The organism is Arcicella sp. GW822-FHT02H01, from assembly GCF_058802005.1.
On the sequence record NZ_JBXANT010000001.1, the window covers coordinates 2288189 to 2308924 of the forward strand.

General features: G+C 35.6%; 21 protein-coding genes. 7 read left to right on the forward strand and 14 right to left on the reverse strand.

Annotation, left to right across the window (positions count from 1 at the left end; genetic code table 11):
• Positions 1 to 25 precede the first annotated feature (25 nt).
• The 4 genes from AC1RNE_RS09765 to AC1RNE_RS09780 all read left to right on the forward strand — a co-directional run bounded on the left by AC1RNE_RS09765 (position 26) and on the right by AC1RNE_RS09780 (position 3420).
• Complete coding sequence (locus AC1RNE_RS09765) at positions 26 to 1042, forward strand: NADH-quinone oxidoreductase subunit G (RefSeq protein WP_492800801.1); 1017 nt, start codon at positions 26 to 28, stop codon at positions 1040 to 1042.
• 38 nt (positions 1043 to 1080) lie between these two features.
• Positions 1081 to 2274, forward strand: coding sequence for an NADH-quinone oxidoreductase subunit NuoH (gene nuoH, locus AC1RNE_RS09770; RefSeq protein ID WP_492800802.1), 1194 nt, complete (start codon positions 1081 to 1083; stop codon positions 2272 to 2274).
• A gap of 66 nt (positions 2275 to 2340) precedes the next feature.
• Positions 2341 to 2859 carry a NuoI/complex I 23 kDa subunit family protein gene (locus tag AC1RNE_RS09775; protein ID WP_492800803.1) on the forward strand — a complete coding sequence of 173 codons (519 nt, stop codon included), beginning with the start codon at positions 2341 to 2343 and terminating at the stop codon, positions 2857 to 2859.
• Between the two features lie 51 nt (positions 2860 to 2910).
• Positions 2911 to 3420 (forward strand): NADH-quinone oxidoreductase subunit J family protein, encoded by a 510-nt coding sequence (locus AC1RNE_RS09780; protein ID WP_492800805.1) that lies wholly within the window; start codon positions 2911 to 2913, stop codon positions 3418 to 3420.
• Positions 3421 to 3559: 139 nt separating this feature from the next.
• Here the strand turns inward: AC1RNE_RS09780 and pyk are convergent, their stop codons facing one another.
• Positions 3560 to 5035, reverse strand: coding sequence for a pyruvate kinase (gene pyk / locus AC1RNE_RS09785; protein WP_492800806.1), 1476 nt, complete (start codon positions 5033 to 5035; stop codon positions 3560 to 3562).
• A 286-nt stretch (positions 5036 to 5321) separates the two neighbouring features.
• Positions 5322 to 5828 carry a PAS domain-containing protein gene (locus AC1RNE_RS09790; RefSeq protein ID WP_492800807.1) on the reverse strand — a complete coding sequence of 169 codons (507 nt, stop codon included), beginning with the start codon at positions 5826 to 5828 and terminating at the stop codon, positions 5322 to 5324.
• Positions 5829 to 5940: 112 nt separating this feature from the next.
• Here AC1RNE_RS09790 and murC point away from each other — a divergent pair, with 112 nt between their 5' ends.
• Positions 5941 to 7314 carry a UDP-N-acetylmuramate--L-alanine ligase gene (gene murC, locus AC1RNE_RS09795; RefSeq protein ID WP_492800808.1) on the forward strand — a complete coding sequence of 458 codons (1374 nt, stop codon included), beginning with the start codon at positions 5941 to 5943 and terminating at the stop codon, positions 7312 to 7314.
• Between the two features lie 82 nt (positions 7315 to 7396).
• Positions 7397 to 9745: a S9 family peptidase gene (locus tag AC1RNE_RS09800; protein ID WP_492800809.1), complete on the forward strand. Its 2349-nt coding sequence runs from the start codon at positions 7397 to 7399 to the stop codon at positions 9743 to 9745.
• 203 nt (positions 9746 to 9948) lie between these two features.
• Here the strand turns inward: AC1RNE_RS09800 and AC1RNE_RS09805 are convergent, their stop codons facing one another.
• From AC1RNE_RS09805 to AC1RNE_RS09860, 12 genes are all read right to left on the reverse strand, one after another.
• Entirely contained in the window at positions 9949 to 10755 is an 807-nt protein-coding gene (locus tag AC1RNE_RS09805; RefSeq protein WP_492800810.1) for a Rossmann-fold NAD(P)-binding domain-containing protein, read from the reverse strand.
• Complete coding sequence (gene nadD, locus AC1RNE_RS09810) at positions 10752 to 11324, reverse strand: nicotinate (nicotinamide) nucleotide adenylyltransferase (protein ID WP_492800811.1); 573 nt, start codon at positions 11322 to 11324, stop codon at positions 10752 to 10754. Before nadD ends, AC1RNE_RS09805 begins: the two co-directional genes overlap by 4 nt.
• Before the next feature lie 98 nt (positions 11325 to 11422).
• Positions 11423 to 11992, reverse strand: coding sequence for a guanylate kinase (gene gmk / locus AC1RNE_RS09815; protein ID WP_492800812.1), 570 nt, complete (start codon positions 11990 to 11992; stop codon positions 11423 to 11425).
• 109 nt (positions 11993 to 12101) lie between these two features.
• Positions 12102 to 12308, reverse strand: a complete 207-nt coding sequence (locus AC1RNE_RS09820) for a phosphohydrolase (protein WP_492800813.1) — start codon at positions 12306 to 12308, stop codon at positions 12102 to 12104.
• A gap of 220 nt (positions 12309 to 12528) precedes the next feature.
• Positions 12529 to 13146, reverse strand: coding sequence for a sigma-70 family RNA polymerase sigma factor (locus AC1RNE_RS09825; RefSeq protein ID WP_184129601.1), 618 nt, complete (start codon positions 13144 to 13146; stop codon positions 12529 to 12531).
• Positions 13147 to 13312: 166 nt separating this feature from the next.
• Complete coding sequence (locus AC1RNE_RS09830) at positions 13313 to 13819, reverse strand: hypothetical protein (protein WP_492800815.1); 507 nt, start codon at positions 13817 to 13819, stop codon at positions 13313 to 13315.
• 56 nt (positions 13820 to 13875) lie between these two features.
• The gene (gene mreC, locus AC1RNE_RS09835; RefSeq protein WP_492800816.1) at positions 13876 to 14724 is read right to left on the reverse strand and encodes a rod shape-determining protein MreC; all 849 of its coding nucleotides are present in this window, start codon (positions 14722 to 14724) and stop codon (positions 13876 to 13878) included.
• A 117-nt stretch (positions 14725 to 14841) separates the two neighbouring features.
• Entirely contained in the window at positions 14842 to 15867 is a 1026-nt protein-coding gene (locus tag AC1RNE_RS09840; protein WP_309915228.1) for a rod shape-determining protein, read from the reverse strand.
• 192 nt (positions 15868 to 16059) lie between these two features.
• Complete coding sequence (locus AC1RNE_RS09845; protein WP_492800817.1) at positions 16060 to 16716, reverse strand: beta/alpha barrel domain-containing protein; 657 nt, start codon at positions 16714 to 16716, stop codon at positions 16060 to 16062.
• Between the two features lie 8 nt (positions 16717 to 16724).
• On the reverse strand, positions 16725 to 17732 hold the full coding sequence (locus AC1RNE_RS09850) for a PfkB family carbohydrate kinase (protein WP_492800818.1): 1008 nt from the start codon (positions 17730 to 17732) through the stop codon (positions 16725 to 16727).
• The gene (locus AC1RNE_RS09855; protein ID WP_492800819.1) at positions 17729 to 19186 is read right to left on the reverse strand and encodes a tagaturonate reductase; all 1458 of its coding nucleotides are present in this window, start codon (positions 19184 to 19186) and stop codon (positions 17729 to 17731) included. Before AC1RNE_RS09855 ends, AC1RNE_RS09850 begins: the two co-directional genes overlap by 4 nt.
• 340 nt (positions 19187 to 19526) lie before the next feature.
• The gene (locus tag AC1RNE_RS09860) at positions 19527 to 19850 is read right to left on the reverse strand and encodes a DUF3467 domain-containing protein (RefSeq protein WP_323251335.1); all 324 of its coding nucleotides are present in this window, start codon (positions 19848 to 19850) and stop codon (positions 19527 to 19529) included.
• Positions 19851 to 20008: 158 nt separating this feature from the next.
• On the opposite strand from AC1RNE_RS09860, the gene AC1RNE_RS09865 reads away from it, so the two are divergent.
• Positions 20009 to 20704: a YjjG family noncanonical pyrimidine nucleotidase gene (locus AC1RNE_RS09865; RefSeq protein WP_492800820.1), complete on the forward strand. Its 696-nt coding sequence runs from the start codon at positions 20009 to 20011 to the stop codon at positions 20702 to 20704.
• Positions 20705 to 20736: the final 32 nt, after the last annotated feature.

A 20736-nucleotide genomic window follows, 5' to 3' on the forward strand; every position in this document is an offset into this window, starting at 1 on the left:
ACAAAATTAAATATTAAGCTTTTATATGAAAGTTACAATAGATAACATCACCATTGACGTAGCCCCAGGTACAACCATTATGCAGGCGGCTCGTCAAATTGGGCCCCATATAGCACCTCCTGCCATGTGTTATTACGAACCACTGAAGGCTTCGGGTGGTAAATGCCGTGGTTGTTTGGTTAAAGTAACAGCTGGTTCTGAAAAAGACCCACGTCCGATGCCAAAACTAGTGCCTGCTTGTATTACGCAAATTCAAGAAGGTATGGTTGTAGAAAATACAATCAACGAGCAAGTATTAGAGGTAAGAAAAGGTATTGTAGAGTTTTTATTGTTAAATCACCCGTTGGATTGCCCAATTTGTGACCAAGCTGGGGAATGTGATTTGCAAAACTTTACTTTCGAACACGGTGTATCTAAAACACGTACGGTAGAAGAAAGAAATACATTTGACCCTGTAGATTTAGGGCCAAATATTAAACTAAACATGAATCGTTGTATTTTGTGTTATCGTTGTGTGTACACAGCTGACCAAATTACAGACGGACGTGTGCATGGTGTAATGAATCGTGGTGACCATGCCGAGATTAGTACTTACATTGAAAAAGCAATTGATAACGATTTCTCTGGAAACATCATTGATGTTTGTCCAGTGGGAGCTTTGACAGATAGAACTTATCGTTTCAAAAGCCGTGTGTGGTTCTCGAAACCAGTAGATGCAAGTTGTGATTGTGGAAAATGCTCAGGAAAAGTAACCCTTTGGTACAGAGGAGACGAAGTAATCAGAGTAACTGCCCGCAAAAACGAATGGGGTGAAGTAAAAGAATTTATCTGTAATACATGCCGTTTTGAACGCAAAAAGACATCTGATTGGACTATCGAAGGACCAACCCAAATAGCACACAATTCGGTTATTTCTGCTAACAAATATGGTGCGAAAACAATCACGCCAGCATTTCCATTAAAACAAGCAGCAGAACAGTATAAAAAGATTGACGATAACCGTGATCGTTCATTTTTAGCCCCACAAAAGCAATTAAATTAATTGATTGTAGATAGTTTACTATTTACACATTTAGATATATGGAAATTACATCAACATTATTTACGGCCAAAGCCATTTATGTAGGAATCATCTTCGCTATTACCCTTGGTGTAGCGGCCTATTCTACTTACTTTGAGCGTATCATTGCTGCTTTTATGCAAGACCGCGTAGGACCAGACAGAGCAGGTCCATTTGGTATTTTACAGCCTCTTGCTGATGCTGTAAAAATGTTCATGAAAGAAGATTTCATTCCTGCACAATCTAACAAATGGCTCTTTATTGCTGGCCCATGTATTTCAATGCTTACGGCATTGATGACTTCAGCAGTAGTACCCTTTGGAGATAAATTAGACTTAGGAGACGGCATTATCTTAGACCTACAGGGAATTGATGTTAACGTCGGTATTCTTTGGGTATTCGGTATTGTTTCTTTAGGTGTTTATGGCGTTTTAATTGGTGGATGGGCTTCAAACAATAAATATTCGTTGATTGGTGCTATCCGTGCGGCTTCACAGAACATTTCTTATGAATTGGCAATGGGGCTTTCTATCATCGCTATCTTGATGCTTTCTGGTTCTTTGTCTACAAAATCTATCGTAGAAACTCAGCAAAATGGACATTGGAACATCTTCTACCAACCACTTGGCTTTGTAATATTTATCATCTGTGCTTTTGCAGAATGTAACCGTACTCCATTCGATTTACCTGAATGTGAAACTGAATTAATTGGTGGATATCACACAGAATATTCATCGATGAAATTAGGGTTCTATTTATTCGCAGAATACATCAACATGTTTATTTCTGGTGCAGTAATGGCTACTTTATATTTTGGTGGTTATGATTATCCTGGACATGACTTCGTGGCTTCTTTTGCTTCTGAAAAATTCGGTGCTACTGTTGGATCAAACATCGCTACCTTAGTAGGTGTAGGTGCATTAATCGGGAAATCTTTATTCTTTGTTTTTGTATTTATGTGGGTTCGTTGGACTTTACCTCGTTTCCGTTATGACCAATTAATGGGCTTAGGGTGGACAGGTTTAATTCCATTATCAATGTTCAATGTTGTATTGACGGGTGCATCAATGTTGTTTACTGTAAACGAAGGTGGTTCAAACTGGATGACAGTTGCCGCATCGTGGGCAGGTGTTGTCATCATGTTGATAGTAACATTTGCTTTCAGCGAAATGAAATACAAGAAAAAGAAATCAGCAAAATTAGCAACAGCTTAGTTTGATTAACGCAAGCAGGCTTTCAAATAAAATTTAAAATCTTTCCTTTAAGGTTTGAAGACTATTATGAAATTATCAAATAAATCCAAAGTCTTAGAGCAAGAAGAAATGACTTTTGCAGAACGCATTTACCTCCCAGCTATCGTTGGAGGTATGGCAACTACGCTAAAGCACTTCTTTTCTAAAAAAGTAACCATTCGTTATCCAGAAGAAAAACGTTATTTAGGCCCTGTCTTTCGTGGACATCATATCCTAAAACGTGACGAAGCAGGTGCTGAACGCTGTACTGCTTGCGGACTATGCGCAGTAGCTTGTCCGGCAGAGGCGATTTCGATGATTGCGGGAGAACGTAAAAAAGGCGAAGAAAATTTATATCGTGAAGAAAAATATGCAAGCGTGTATGAAATCAATATGCTTCGTTGTATTTTCTGTGGTTTATGCGAAGAAGCTTGCCCTAAACAAGCTATCTATCTACAACACGACAAAATGGTTCCTGTTTTTGAAGACCGCTCTGAAGTGATTTTTGGAAAAGATAAATTGGTTGAAAAAATGGATAACCGCTATTTAAGAGAAGGTTGGAAATAACCATTTTGTAAATAAATTATTTGTAATATCTGATAACGATTCATTAAAAATATGAACTTTTGGTACTTTCTAACTGCTTTGACACTCCTAAGTGCTTCGATGGTGGTATTATCTAAAAATCCGATACATAGTGTGTTGTATTTGGTTTTCACTTTCTTCTGTATTTCTGGTCATTATGTGTTATTGAATGCTCAGTTTTTGATGGCAGTAAATATTGTAGTATATGCAGGAGCCATCATGGTTTTATTCCTTTTTGTAATTATGATGATGGATTTAAGTAAAAACTCCCCTGATTCAAAAAATACATTGACTAAACTAGCAGGAGCGATACTCGGCGGAACAATATTGGTAATCATCATTGCAGCATCCCGTAAAATGGATTTGAAGAACGCTGTAGCAGTAAAAGCATACGATGCTCAAACAGGGATGGTTGAGGGCTTAGGACAAATCTTATACCGTGATTATGTACTTCCTTTTGAATTGGTATCAATCCTATTTTTTGTAGCCATGGTAGGTGCAGTAATGTTAGGAAAGAGAGAAGCTGGAGAACGTAATTTCTAAGGATATAGCATACCATAAAAAAGCCTGATAAAATTGAATTTTATCAGGCTTTTTTATTAGCTCAATTTTAAAATCCCAAGACATGAAAAAGGGTTAAATCCGATGGATTTAACCCTTTTTCTATTATCAAAACAATTGATTACTCTACAATTCCTAATTGAACTGTATTAGTCTTCAAGTTTTTATCTGAAGGTATGCTCAATGTTGATACGAAAGTATCACCAACTGTTAATAAACCTTTTTCTTTCAAGAAGTCAGTCATTCCTTTTACAGTCGCTTCAACATCATTTCCTTTGGTTTCATAATAGAAAACATTTGCTCCCCATAATAAGCCCATTTCTTGTTGAACGGCTTTATTAGCAGTGAAGATATACAAACCTGCTTTAGGACGGTGAGCAGACAAACGGAAAGCTGTATAACCACTGTTTGTAATACACAAAATTGCTTTTGCTTCAGTATCACGTGCCAAACGACATGCTCCAGCAATCATACGGTCGTTTAACGGAAATTCAATAGCACCTTTACTTAATGAGTGGTTTTTGAAGTAAATTGAAGCCTCGTCACCTTTTACGATTTTAATCTCATTTTGTTGTTGCTCCACTACCTCTTGAATATGAGCCATCGTCTGAACAGCTTTCAAAGGATAGGCTCCTGAAGCAGATTCACCACTCAACATCGTAGCAGAAGCTCCTTGTAATACAGCATTAGCCACATCTGAAGTTTCAGCACGGGTAGGTACTGGGTTAGAAATCATTGACTCTAACATTTGAGTAGCAACGATAACTGGTTTTCCAGCCAAAGTACACTTCTCAACCATTAATTTTTGTAAGTGTGGTACTCTAGCACCATCAATCTCAACACCTAAGTCACCACGAGCAACCATGATAGCATCAGTAGCTTCGATAATTTCATCTAAATTATCAATCGCAAATGGAGTTTCGATTTTAGCAATAACCTTTGTATTCTTCTTACCATAAGCCTTGATTCTGTCTTTGATATCATGAATATCTGCAGCAGTACGAACAAATGAAAGGGCTATCCAATCTACACCATTATCTAAGCCAAAATATAAATCTTTAAGGTCTTTTTCAGTTAAACATGGTAAAGAAACCTTAGTACCTGGTAAGTTAATACCTTTTTTAGATTTCAATACGCCACCGTAAATAACTTCTGTAATTACCTCTTTCTTTACTTTATCAATCTCTAAAACTTTAACTTCTAAATTTCCATCATCCATCAAAATTCTTTCTCCAACGTTAACATCTAAATACATAGAGGTATAAGTAGTACCAACACGTTCAGATGTTCCCATTAAGTTTTCATCCATTACGAATGTTAAGGTATTTCCTGCGGTGATAGTTACGCCATTGTTTTCGACAAGTTGAGTACGAATTTTAGGACCTTGTAAATCCTGAAGCACTGCAAGATTTATATCTAATTCATCAGCTATTTCTCTGATTGTGTTTAGTCTTTGTAAATGATCTTCGTGTGAGCCGTGCGAAAAATTTAGTCGGAAAATATTTACACCTGCTTTAGCAAACTTAACCAGCATTTCCTTTGAATCAGACGCTGGACCTACTGTTGCTACGATTTTAGTTTTTCTTTGATAAGACATATTTCTGTTAATTATTCAATCTTGATGGTTCAATTAGATAATATACTGCGAAATTACATTTTACTATTTATACTTTGAATTAATTTTATGTGTTTTCTTTGAGAAGTTTAATTTTTATTTTACAAATATAATTTTATCAAGAAAATAAGTAACCAAATCTACAGTATATATTTCAAGAAATATCAATAATAATATTTTGTTATCATCTATTTTTTCAAATGATTATTCTTTCAATAAAAAATCCCACAAAACAATTGCTTCATGGGATTAGTCATCATCATTTATACTAAACTAGTTCATGTTCTAAGGCTATAAAATTGCTTAATACATTATCTTGGTTAAATACGGGTAAAATATCAACCCTACAGACATAAGACGCTCCATCTTTTCGATAATTGATTACTTGTCCCGAAAATGTAGTTCTGATATTTATACTTTCTCTTATCAATTGCCTTGTTTCTAAGGATGTTTCTTTACCTTGAAGAAAATTCGGAGATTTACCTACCGCTTCACTAAAGGCATAGCCAGTCATTCTGGTAAAACCCTTGTTTACCCATTGAATTTTTTCGTTTGGACAAGTTATGACAACAGCATTTTCACGAAGTTTCATAAAGTTAAGCACTATATTTAAATCAAACTTCCAAGCCTTATTTTTAGCATACTCTTTCAAAAACTCATATTCGCTCGCACCATTACCAGCAATACTCATAAACTCAAAGGCATGCAATAATGGACTTACCACACGAACTTCCTTAAAAGTATCGCAATGGACTTTGGTAGAAAGATTTGTCATTTTACAAAAAATTAATATTACACTTATTGATGATAGTAAGAGTTTGTAAAATCATTTTGTTTTAATTTTTTTAAAATATCTTTGTTCTAATGAAATTTAACCCTTGATAAAAGTGAATCTTAAAGTCCTAAAACACATTTATTTTCTTGGTATAGGTGGCATCGGTATGTCGGCAATTGCACGTTGGTTTATTGCCAATGGATATTCGTTAGCTGGCTATGATAAAACCGCTACCCCTTTGACCAATGCTTTACAAGCTGAAGGAATCCCTGTTCATTTCTCTGATGACATCAATTTGATTCCTGCTGAGTTTTTAGCGAATAAGGAAGAAACTTTAATCGTCTACACACCCGCTATTCCTAAAGATAACCTTGAATTTAACTATTTAAAAGATAATGGTTTCACATTGATGAAGCGTTCGCAAGTATTGGGATTATTAACCAAGAGTTTCTATACCATTGCTGTTTCAGGTACTCATGGTAAAACTACTACCTCATCGATGGTATCGCATATTCTAAAACAGGCTGGTAAAAACGTTACTGCTTTTTTAGGAGGAATCACACAGAATTATGGTACCAATTTTTTAATCAATGAATCTCCTGATGATGTAATTTGTGTGGTGGAAGCTGATGAATTCGACCGTTCGTTTCTTACACTATATCCTAATCTAACCATCGTCACCTCAACAGATGCCGACCATTTAGATATCTATGGCGACCACAGTCAGTTGCTAGAATCTTTTCAATTATTCGTTTCTCAGCTCAAAGATGGCGGTAAATTATACCAACGCAAAGGATTGAATTTAGCATCTTTTACCAAGAATGAATCGGCAGAATATTCATTGAATGAAGGTGATTTTTATGCACAAAACCTTAGGATTGAAAATGCTGAGATGATTTTTGATATTATCTATCCAAATGGTATTATTAAAGATTGTACTTTACTGACACCTGGTTTTCATAATGTAGAAAATGCTTTGGCGGCTACGGCCGTAGCTTTAGAAGCAGGATTGACGGCTGAACAAATCAAAGAGGGTATTTGTAGCTTTGGTGGTGTAAAACGTCGCTTTGAATACCATATCCGTTCAGAGAAAATTGTTTATATCGACGACTACGCCCATCATCCTACCGAAATACAGGCTTTTTTATCATCCGTGAAGGCATTATATCCAACGCGTAAATTAACGGTAGTATTTCAACCACATTTATTTACTCGTACTCGTGATTTCCAAGAAGGTTTTGCAGAAAGCCTGAGCTTAGCTGATGATTTAATTCTATTGAATATTTATCCAGCTAGAGAATTACCTATCGAAGGCGTTACGTCGCAAATTATTTTCGACAAAGTAACATCGCCTATCAAAACACTTTGTAATAAAGATGAAGTATTAGACTTACTAGAGGCCAAACAACCTGAACTAATAGTAACCGTTGGTGCTGGTGATATTGATACGTTGATTCCTAAGATTAGGGAATGGGGAATTAGTTAGATAATTAGGCTTATATTAGATACCTTATAAAAGGTGTCTAATATAAATTAATAGATGTAAATTATAGCAAAAACTCATCAACATGAAAAAAGTCTTTACCTTAATTATTACCACTTGTTTTTGTTTTACACTTTATGCTCAACAATTGAGTGTTGAACATATCATGCAAGACCCTAAATTTACCATTGGGGCTTTGCCTTCTTCTATCAATTGGTCGGAGGATAGTAGAATGGTTTATTTTAATTGGAATCCATTTAGAAATAAGGCGGATTCGTTATATGGGGCTTCTGTTACTGAAAAGAAGCCGTTTAAAATAGCTCCTCAAACACGTAGAGCTTTGCCTTCATTTTCAGGTGTTTATAGTCGAGATTTCTCAAAAAAAATCTATACAAAAAATGGAGATTTGTTTTTGCTAGACTGTAAAACAATGGCTGTTCGCCAGATTACTAATACTGTTGAAACAGAGGGTAACCCTAATTTTAATGGCAAGGAAAGCAAAATCATTTATACCAAAGCCAGCAACTTGTTTAGTTTTGATTTATCCACAGGCGAAACCGAACAACTAAGCAATTTTTTAACTGGAACTAAAAAAGCTGAGACTAAGCTAAACGAACAAGAAAAATGGCAAAAAACAGACCAGATAAGTCTTTTTAACATATTAAAAGAGCGTGCTGACAAGAAAAAGCAGGGAGATATAATTGCCAAAGCTGATTTGCCTAAACGTGCCAAAGAGATTTATATTGATGATAAAAGGGTAGATATTCAGACTTTGAGTCCTGATGAAAATTATATTACTTATCGCTTAACGAAATCGGCAACGGGTGCTAAAAATGCTGTTGTGCCAAGCTATGTAACAGAATCTGGGTTTACGGAAGATTTGCCAGCTAGAACCAAAGTAGGAGCACCGATGTCAAGCAATGAGTTTTGGGTATATGACATCAAAAAGGATACTGCTTTACAGGTTTCTACAAAGGAGATTGAGGGAATTTATGACGAACCTGACTATTTAAAAGATTATACTAAAAAAGATACTACTAAAAATAAAAAGGTAGAACCTAGAAAAGTAATCTTTAGCGAAGTAATATGGTCGACAGATGGTAAATATTGTGTCGTGGTTGTAAGAAGTCAGGATAATAAAGACCGTTGGATTTTGAAATTAGATGTTGCTACCCGAAAACTAAAGACTATCGACAGACAAAGAGATGAAGCTTGGATTGGTGGACCAGGAATTAATTTCGGGAATATTGGTTTTTTAGGCGATAATCAAACGTTATTTTATCAATCAGAAGAAGATGGTTATTCGCATATTTATACTGTGAATTTATCAACTGGGGCTAAAAAACAATTAACAAAAGGTAAATTTGAAGTACAGAGTCTGCAACTATCAAAAGACAAACTGCATTTTTATTTTACATCAAACGAGGTACATCCGGGCGAACAACATTTTTATAAAATGACTGTAACGGGTAGTGATAAAGTGCGTTTAACCAAAATGACAGGGTCAAATCAAGTAATGCTTTCACCTGATGAAACCAAATTAGCTTATTTGCATTCTTATTCAAACCGCCCTTGGGAAGTATATATTCAAGATAATGTTGTAAATGCCCCTCCTATACAAATTACAAAATCGCAAAGTCAGCAGTTCAAAGAGTATAAATGGCGTGAGCCTGAAATCATTACTTTTAGTGCCAAAGATGGTGCAGAAGTGTATGCTCGTCTATACGAAGCCAAAGGAGAGAAAGGGAAAAAGCCAGCAGTAATCTTTGTACATGGTGCGGGTTACCTACAAAACGTACATAAATGGTGGAGCCAGTATTTCCGTGAATATATGTTCCATAATATGCTAGTCGATAACGGCTATACAGTTCTTGATATTGATTATCGTGGTTCATCAGGTTATGGTAGAGATTGGCGTACAGGCATTTATCGTTTTATGGGTGGCAAGGATTTGACAGACCAAGTAGATGGTGTCAAATGGTTGGTTGAAAACCAAGGTGTTGACCCTAAAAAAATTGGCATTTATGGTGGCTCGTATGGTGGTTTTATTACTTTAATGGCCATGTTTACTACACCAGATGTATTTGCTGCGGGTGCTGCCTTAAGACCTGTAACAGACTGGGCAGCCTATAATCACCCTTATACAGCCAACATTCTGAATGAACCCCAAACAGACTCTATTGCATATCGCAAAAGCTCACCAATATATTATGCTGATGGATTGAAAGGAAATTTATTGATATGTCATGGTATGATAGATGTAAACGTGCATTATCAAGATGCCGTTCGTTTGGCTCAAAGGCTGATTGAATTGAAAAAGGATAACTGGGAACTGGCATCTTATCCGATGGAAGACCATGGCTTTGTAGAACCTACGTCGTGGATAGATGAATATAAGCGTATCTTTAAACTGTTTGAAAGAACGCTTAAATAATGGTGAATTGTGAGTTAGTGAATTAGTGATTAATTGGTCATCGGAAATCGGATTTCAGCAATCAGCTAATCATTATAATCTATTATAATCTTGTAGCGACAACCCTTGTGGTTACCGTTTCTTGTATTAGTGTTTTCGTCGAACGGTAACCGCAAGGGTTACCCCTACAAGGAATTTAAATCCCCAATTCACTAACTCACTAATTAATCAACCTTATATTTAAAATCCAATGGATTGGCATATTTAAACTGATAGCCAGTTTGCTGTATGAGTTTCTGTGGACTGATAATTTTAAAGGGAATAGATTCAGTAGCTTCTTCAAAAATAGGTTTTTCAAACCCATATTCTTCACAGTTCTTTAAAAACACTGCTTCCCGAACGGGATGTTCTGGCGAAACAGCATTAAAAGTCTCCTGCCAAATGCCCTTTTCAAGTATCATCGCAATAATGCCTATTACATCATCTTGATGGATATAATTCACAGGAATTTGTCCCGTATTAATACGTTTACCAGCAAAGTACTTCGCCCCTATTCTTTCCTGTCCCATCAATCCTCCACAACGCAAGATTGTTGTTTTTAAGTCTAGTCCTTTTAATAAATTCTCTACCTTTATCAACGCAGATGATGCTATTACTTCGTCATCTTCGGTGATTTCTCTATTCAAATCTGGATATACTGAAGTAGATGATGTATAGAGAATAGATTGAATACTGGAAGAATGAAGGGAGGCAATTAATGATTGAATTTGTTGTACATGATAGTCTTCGCCATATTTGCCAGCACGAGGAGGAATGCAAATAATCAATACATCAGATGTCAAAAATTCAGCAAGGTTATCGCTTTCAATTTCAGGGGTAAACCTCAATAAAAAAGGGCTAATACCTACGGCTTGTAATAATGGAAATTTAGCCTCGGAGGTTGTAGAACCCTTTACTTCATGTCCTTGTGCTACTAAATATTTGCCCAAGGGCAAGCCTAGCCAACCGCAACCTAAAATACTAATTTTCATAAGTAAAATTTTTTCCTCAAAATAAACTCTTCCACTGCCTCAGGTATCATGTAACTGATTGATTGTCCATTTTTCAAACAATCCCGAATAAAGGTGGCAGAAATATCCAATAAAGGTGCTTTTACTAAACGGACGTTGGGATGTTTCTCTAAATCGCTCAGTTCAGCATTAGGGCGAGGATAAACATATAAACCGAAGTATTCTAAAATTTTATCGTGATTTTTCCAGTTTGGGAATTGAGCTAAATTATCGCCTCCAATAATCAATTTGAATTCATGCTGTGGATGCTTCTCTTGCAGACGTATTAAGGTATCAATCGTATAAGAAGGCTTAGGCATCGAAAACTCTATATTGGTTACTTTGAATTTAGGATTATCAGCAATGGCTTTTTCTACCATATCCAAACGATCAAATTCGTGTAATAACGATTTATTCTTTTTAAAAGGATTTTGGGGCGATACTACAAACCAAACTTGTTCTAAGTCGGTAGTAGTAGCCATTACGTTGGCAACTATTAAATGCCCAATATGGATGGGATTGAAAGAACCAAAAAAGAGACCTATTTTCATATAGTTCTGAGCTCTTAAGATTTGAGCAACAAGCTATGAACAATTATTATTATTGGTATTAACAAATGGATAAGCTCAATGCTCACAGCTTTTAATGCTTAGTTTATAAATTCCTCAAATAGTTTTTGAGCTTTTCTGAATGCCTCTGTTAAATCATCATTCAATAATACAATATCAAATTTATCTTGGAATGACATTTCAAAATTCATTTTGAATACTCTCTTAGAAATAGAGTCCTCTGAATCTGTACCACGTTCGCGCAAGCGTTTTTCTAGCTCTTGTACGCTTGGCACTTTTACAAAGATAGACAACGCTCGTTCTTTGTAATATTCCTTCAATTTTACTCCTCCACGAACATCCACATCAAAAATTACATGTTTACCAGATGCCCATAGGCGTTCAATTTCTGATTTCAACGTACCATAATAAGCACCAGGATATACTTCTTCCCATTCTACAAATGCGTCTTCATCAATTTTATCTTTGAATTCTTCTGGCGTCATGAAGTGATAATCTTTGCCATTTTCTTCATTACGTCCACGCTTATCACGTGTGCAAGCAGAAATAGAAAATCCAAGATTAGCATTATTGGCAAGCAAGTGCTTAACAATAGTTGTTTTGCCCGAACCAGAAGGGGCAGAGAAGATAATAAGTTTTCCGTTTTCCAATTTTCAACAAGTAAAATACCCTAATTAATTAAAAGTAAAAGGCTATTAAGTATATCGTAAGCAAAACGACCAACTTAATAACCTTTATTTTTTGAGCTTAAATACTCAATTATAATGCACTTATTTTCTTTTTGATACAATCAATCAAACTAGTTGGAACACATTTTTTTTCCAATCTTAATTGCATTGTTTCTTTAATACACTTCTCCAATTCATATCCTTTCTCACACGGCAAACATTTATCCATGTTCTGTTTAAATTGGGCTATTTCCTCTTCTGATGCCTGACCGTCCACAATTAACTGGACTAATTTCATGCAATCTGACTGATGCTGACAGCTTGTCTTTTTTTGAATTTTTTCAACCTCGGAAACCATTATTCTATTGGATTAAACAAATTTTAATTTGGCGTTGTATTGGGGTTACTATTTGTGATAATCAAGTAGTTATTGAACAGGAAGGTTGTAAAAAAAATTCCCTTATGCTAAAAAATATAAAAAATTTCTTGATTATGATTATTTTTTCATCAACAGTTATCTATTCTGCCATGCTGTCAGCATTTACGTCATAGCCCAAAGATTTGGCATACGATTTCAATTTTTCTTTTAACAACATTCTAGCACGGTGTAGACGAGAACGGACTGTCCCGATAGGTATATCTAATATCTTCGCCATTTCTTCATAAGTAAATCCTTCAACATCACATAATATGATAACAGTACGAAAATCAACAGGTAAAGCATTTAGCGCATTGGCAATTTCATCTCCAATTAAATCTTGAACAGTATCTGCTCTTAAATCAACTGTTTGAGTAGTTTCTGCGTCTTCTTCTGAATTATAAGTTGTTTCAACATCCTGATAATCAACCTTCGACGGCTCTTTAGATTTTTTCCTAAAATCGTTAATAAAACTATTCTTCAGGATTCTGAACAGCCATGCTTTAGCATTAGTTCCCTCAGCAAATGAATTAATAAATCTAAATGCTTTCAGGTATGTGTCTTGAACAAGGTCGTTAGCATCATCCTCATCGTTTGTCAGACGGAAAGCAAAGTTGTACATTGAGTCAATGTACGGCATAAACTCTTTTTCGAAAACTCTATGTTTTTCTACTTCAGTATAGGTTTGAGTTATTTTAATTTCTTCTTGCTCGTCCATGATTGCTGCTGAATATCGCTTGATAAAAATAGAAAATGATACCGTAATTATCAAGTAATTTATTGAATCTACATTACATTGTTTTAGATAATTTCTATAAACAAACAACTTGCCAAGCATGATTTGAACTTTTTTCCTGACAAAAAGGCGTAAAACTTTTTTATTTTTAATCTTTTCTAAAAAGCTGGATAATTACAATTACTAATGTAGTAAAAATCGTGCTAGCTATTACTTTTGCTAAAATGGGGAGAATTAGCCCAAAGTTAGAGGCCTCTAATGAAAACAAAATAAAATGATGAATAACAGTCAATATCATTACGTAGGTCAAGAACCAAGATACGCCCATTGATTTCAGACTCAGTATTTGGCGTTCGTCATAGCCTCTTTGAGGCACTAATAAGGCCAAAATTGGTGTACGAATATAGGCTATGAATGTCATGGCTGCTGCATTGGCACCAATGGTATTATAAAAAATATCAACAAACATTCCTGCAATAAAACCTAAGAAAACCAACTGTACTCTGTTAATATCAAAAGGAAGCAAAATAACCGTAGCTACATAAACAAAACAAAATGCGTGATTGAGAAATACCAATTGTCTAACAAAGAAAATTTGCAACAAAAGATAAAATATAAAAGTAAGTATTTGAGGAAAAATATTTCTTGGAGTCATTATTAATTAGATTGCCGAGTTTATAATGGCTATGCAAATTATTGGAAAATAGTACGCTATTTTTTTACTTCACTGTCAGTACTTTCTAAGGCTCTTTGTTCTTTTTCTAGTTTGTTATTAATGACATACACATACGAAAGCGTACTAAAATCAGTGGCCAATTTTACTTTTATGTCATGAAAAGTTTGGTCTGGCTTTAAACCTACTTTGCTCACGTAACCAATCACGATGTTCGACGGGAAAACGTAATTGAAGTCTGAGGTCATTACGGTATCCTTTACTCTCACATTTTTGTACCTTGAAACATCTGTCATTTCTACGACAGAAGGATTGAGTCCATCCCATTTGATAGACCCGATTTCATTGTTACTTTTAATCTTAGCAGAAACGGTATATTCTGAATGTAGGATAGAGATTATTCTTGAATAATGTTCCGAACATGATTTTATTTTACCCACTACGCCCGTTGAAGAAATTACGCCCATCCCTGGTGCTAAACCATCAGCTGTACCTTTATCAATCGTAATATAGTTATTAAACTGAGCTACGCTAAGATTAGTAACTTTGGCGACCGTAAATTTAAAGCGAGCTGCCACAGCAGAATCTGCCTTATAATTGATGATAGAGTGAGTAATAGGGGTTTGTTGAGCTTGTAGTTTTTCTACTAACTCATAAAGTCTTTTATTTTCCGAGCTTAAATCTTCGTTTACTTTGCTCAGATTCGAATACTCTACGATACTATTGGATACATCCAAGGCTTGTGCTGCATAATAGTTCGTAGTATTGAACATGATAGCACTGGGATAATTATTGTATGAATAAAAAAACCACAGACTCAGTACCTCCAATAATGCAAACAAAATGAAGGCTCGTTTCCTAGAGATAAATTGGATTAACTGATACATTTAAAAGAAGAATCTTGGAATAATTGATTTGACAGAAAAGGCTATAATGTAAAAATGAGTAAACGAAAGAACATAAAAATATCATTCTTTCATTTACTCATTCCTTAGCCTAGTTAATTAAGAGATGAGAATAGGCTTGAAATGGTCAAGGTGTTTTAATACTTCACCTGTTCCACGCACTACAGCTCTTAATGGATCATCAGCAATATGAATAGGCAATTTAGTTTTGTTAGCTAAACGCTTATCTAAACCATGCAACAAAGCTCCCCCACCTGTTAAATGAATACCATTATGATAAATATCAGCCGAAAGTTCAGGAGGCGATACCTCTAGGGCTTTCATTACGGCTTCTTCAATTTTAGAAATTGATTTATCTAATGCATAAGCAATCTCTGAATAAGTAACCTTAATTTCTTTCGGGATACCAGTCATTAAGTCACGTCCACGGATTTCATAATCTGCTGGTGGATTTTCCAATTCTGGCAATGCTGAACCTACTTCTATTTTGATTAACTCTGCCGAACGCTCACCAATCAATAAATTGTGTTCGCGACGCATATAATCAACAATATCACGTGTAAATACATCTCCAGCAATACGTACTGAAGCCTCACAAACAATACCTGAAAGAGCAATTACTGCTATTTCAGTAGTACCTCCGCCAATATCCACAATCATTGAACCGTTTGGTTGTTCAATATCTATTCCAATACCTATAGCCGCAGCGATAGGTTCATGAATCATATACACTTCTTTAGCTCCAGCGTGTTCAGCTGAATCTTTTACCGCTCTTTTCTCAACCTCTGTGATACCTGAAGGAATACAAATCACCATGCGGTGAGATGGCGTAAAGAAACGACTTCCCGTATCAATCATTTTTATCATTCCCCGAATCATCAATTCGGCTGCCGTAAAGTCGGCAATTACTCCGTCTTTCAAAGGACGAATCGTTTTGATATTCTCGTTGGTTTTTTCGTGCATCTGCATTGCCTTGTTACCAATGGCCAAAACTTTGTTGGTGGCTTTATCAAGGGCAATAATTGATGGTTCGTCAACCACAATTCTATCTTTATGGATAATTAACGTATTGGCAGTACCAAGGTCAATCGCAATGTCTGAAGTCAGGAAATTGAATAATCCCATTTTGTGAATTTGTTCTTTATTTTTATATTTCTTTTGAACAGGTATTGTGTAAAGTTAGTCAATTTAAACTACCTGCTGTCGGATATTCTTGTAAAAGTACAAAATTAATGAGAATGTAAGAGATTACCTTAAAACCATGAGGAAAAATTAGTAGGAATTAAAGCCAAGAAGATAAAATATGATGATTAGATGCTAGTTTTTAATAATACTAAGGCATTCTTTGACAGTATTTTCAATCCAATTGAAATTATTATTGTCTAAAATTGCTTTAGGAAACAGCTGTCCGCCCATGCCAACAGCTTTAGCACCAGCACTGAACCATGTAGTTAAGCTTTGTTCGTTGGGTTCTACGCCACCAGTAATCATCATTTCTACCTGAGGCATCACTGTCTTGACTGATTTTACAAAAGAAGGGTTTAAAATATTGGCTGGAAATATTTTTACAATATCTGCTCCTAACTGATTAGCCTTATAAATTTCGTTGGGCGTAAGTACGCCCGGAAACCAAGCCATGTTATTTTGTTGACAAACGTTAGCGACACCCTCATCAAGTGTTGGCTGAACAATAAAGTCTGTATCTAAACCGACAAAATATGCTGCTTCCTCAGCATTGAAGATAGTGCCAATACCGATTGCCATATCTGGAAAGTCTGTGCGAATATATTTTACCAATGTTGCAAAAACTTTATCAGCCCCCTCACCACGATTTGTGTATTCAAAAACCCTAATACCACCATTATAACAGGCTTTCACTACGGCCTTACTCTTCTCTACATCGGGATGATTGAAAAGAGGCATAATGGGTGTTTCGCTTAGTTTTGTATAAAGTAGTGCTTTTGAAAACTTCATAATCGGTTTTATCTTCTTAGTTTTCCACTGACATCGCCATTCATTACTGCTTCTATTTCGCTGACAGAAGATAAGTTAAAATCGCCTTCTATCGTATGTTTTAATGCAGAAGCCGCTACACCAAACTCTATTGCTTTCTGCGTATTCTGATAGATGATTTCGCCAAAAATAAACCCTGCCATAAAGGCATCTCCTCCGCCAATTCTATCAACAATATCAGGAATATTTATTTGCTTGGTTTCTAACATTTCAAATCCGTTCCAGCACTTTCCTGTTAAAGTATTGTGTGAAGCCGAAATTTGACCTCGTTTAGTCGTTAATACTTTTTTTAGTTTTGGAAAACGGTCGGTAAGTTGCTGACAAACTGATTTAAAACTTTTCTTGTCATCATTCGGGACAATCCCAAACATATCTTCGGCATCACCTTTACTGCAAATAATTACATCGCAATTTTCAATCAGCGCTGGCATTATTTCATTGGGTCTTTTACCCCATTTCCATAAATTAGAACGATACCCCACATCTGCGGAGACTTTTAATCCTAAACGACTAGCTGTTTGGGCGGCCTCCAGACATGCCTGAGCGGCGCTTTCTGAAATAGCGGGTGTGATACCTGTGAAATGAAACCACTGGGCATCTTCAAAGATATGTTCCCAATCAAAATCAGTAGGTTTGAGGGTAGCAAAGGCTGAATCGGCTCTGTCATAAATTACCTTACTTGGCCTCATGGCTGCTCCTTGTTCTACATAGTAAATGCCTATACGGTCGCCCCCTTTTACAACATCATCCATACTAAGACCATACCGTCTGTATGTATTGATGGCGGCATTGCCTAAATCATTCTCAGGAAAACGGGTTACATGGCTCGCTGGAACCCCCATAATAGCCAATGAGGACGAAACATTCGCTTCGCCCCCACCAAAATTAATATCAAAACTTGTCGCCTGTTGAAAGCGAGTATGACGTGGCGTGCTGAGCCTCATCATTATCTCACCGAAAGTGACTACTTTTTTCATAAATATTTCCTCACTGCGTCTGAAAATCCTTCTAACTGTGTTAAATCTTCACCCCACAAGCTTCTGTTAGATAATACTTTGTCTAAATCAAAGTTTTCCCAAGCTTCGTAAAAGTATGGTGCGAAATTACAATTGATTGGGTAATATTCACCATTACATTCGCCGAAATAATTACCATTTACTTCTTTTTCAGCTTTCATGAACTGTAAATAGGCGGCAAAGCCCATGGCAAACAATTCGGGTGCTTTACCAAATTCACGATAATATTGCAAAAGAATAGGCACATTACGCATTTTCATTTTGGCAGTATACTGAACGGTAATGTCTAGTAATTTATGTTGTAAGAAAGGGTTACGGAAACGGTCTAACACCATTCTACCGAAACGGTCTCTAATTTTAGGGTCAATCTTATAAGGAATTGCTAAAGATACTTCTCCTAACATCATATTCGTAATAATTTTACTTAAATAACTATTACTCATTACATCTTTTACCAAACGGAACCCTAGCAAATATGCCATCCCGCAGGTTAAAGTATGTGTTCCGTTAAGCATTCTTAGTTTTAATTCACGGTAAACTTCAATGTCTTTTTCGATGATAACGCCCGGGTCAGCAGCCGCAAATGATAATATTTTACGGATTTTTTCATCCCCCTGAATTGCCCAAAGACGATATACTTCTGAAAGTATCATCAAGTCGTCCTGATAAGAAAATTTCTTTTCTAAATCATCACAAATTTCTTTGTCAGGTTTTCCCGGTACAATTCTATCTACCAATGAATTACAGAAGTAGTTATGGTTTTCAAGCCATTCGATAAATTCAGGTTCAAGACCATTGCGGTGAGCTTGTTCCAATACAATTTCTTGTAATTTATCTCCATTCCCAACGATTAATTCAGTAGGGATAATGACCATTCCACTTTTGGCAGAACCTTTGAATACTTGCCAACGCTCGTATAAAAACGCTAATAATTTTACAGGGAATGATTGCGGAGGATTACTCGTTATCTTATCGTTTTCTAATAAAGTAATACCTACCTCTGTAGTATTAGAAATGATTATTTGCATTTCAGGGTTTTTAGCACAAGCTAATATTTCCTTCCACTGCGAACGTGCCGAAATAGTACGAGAAATAGAAGCATTGATAATATACTCTTCTACTTTTTGCCCATTTTCTAATCCTTTTACGGCATGGGTAAAAAGCCCGTCTTGTTCATTAAAATCATCTGTACCTCCTTTATCTGTAGATTTAACCACTACTACACGACCATTGAAAATACCTTTTTTATTAGCCTTGTCAATAAAATAATCACAAAGTCCTCTTAATAAAACACCAGTACCAAATTGAAGTACTTTCTCAGGAAGTTCAAAAATTTTATCATTAGGTAACTCAACAAGTTTACTCAAATTTTCAGCATTAGCCGCTAAATATTCTCTGGTCAGTTTTTGATTCATTGTCTCACAATATTTATATTTATTTATTTTAAAGCCCGTAGGCACTGGTTATCTACTCATTGAAGCTGTTTAAACTTTCCCTTTCGGGTTAAACTAAGTCTTTTAGAATAGCTTGTTCCAAAATTTACTCAACGTAGCGATGCTATGCTTCCCAAATTTTGAAAAAATCAATTCTAAAATACAATACTTTCACCTAAGAAACGGAAAGTTTAAACAGCTTCATTGTTATTTCAACAATAGAGCGTAAATGAGCAATAGAATATTCTATTTACTTACATTTACGCTCTGTTGATGAAAATTCTGAAAGTATTATCTTATTTGTAAAAACCTGATGTGGATATTAGGCTTCCCCAATAGGACCACGATAATTGGTTGGGAACTGAAAGCCATTTTGGTTTTTATCGTCCGTAATTGGGCCGTAGGCCTCTTCATATTTTTGAATATTTTCTTTGAGGGCATTCAAAAGACGATAAACATGATCAGGTGTAAGAATTACTCTTGATTTTACTCTCGCTTTAGGGATTCCAGGCATCATTTTGATAAAATCAATAACAAATTCACTCTGAGAATGTGCAATCATCGCCAAATTCACGTATTCTCCTTCTGCCATTGCTTCTGTTAATTCTACGTTTATCTGGTTTTCTTCTGTGGGTTGACTAGCCATTTTTATGGTTAAATTAGATTTCTTAAAATTGTTTTTTACAAACTATGAATTTATATAAAAGAATATCTTGATGCAAATTAATTCAGGTTTTATCCTTTAAAAATAAACGCTTAGTTTTTGTTTCAAAAGTTTCACCTATGATATTTGTATAAAAAAATATGTATAAGCATCTTTTCTTCGACCTCGACCATACTCTTTGGGACCATAACACGAATTCTAAACTTGCTTTAGACGAGGTGTATCAGCACTTTGATTTACATACTTATGGCATTCCTTCTTCTGTTCAATTTTATACTATTTTCAATAAAATAAATCATCAGCTATGGGATTTGTATGAGCAAGGGAAGATTGGTCAGCCTGAATTGCGTCATCAGCGCTTCAGGATGATTTTCAGTGAATTAGGTTGTTTCGACTATTCTCTTTGTGATGAGGTTTCAGATAAATATATCAATATTTCAGTCCGCAAGCCTAATTTATTGCCTAATGCTAAGGTAGTGCTAGAATATCTATTTCCAAAATATCCTTTACACATTATCACCAATGGTTTTATGGAGGTACAGGATATAAAAATGACCTCTGGAGGAATTAAACATTATTTCAAAGAGATTGTCACTTTCCAAAACTCTGGCTACAAAAAACCTGAGGCAGGCATTTTTGAATATGCTTTGGGTTTAGTTAGAGCGAAGCCTTCTGAATGTATTATGATTGGTGATAGCTTTCAAAGCGATATTGTAGGAGCTAATCAAGCGGGTATCGACACGGTTTTCTTTAATCCTGATGGAAGAGCACAGGAGCTTACATTAAAGCCTAAACATGAGGTAAAGGATTTGATTGAGTTGAAGGGGATTTTTTAGGCTTGAAGACTTTAGGACTTGGGGATTTGTGG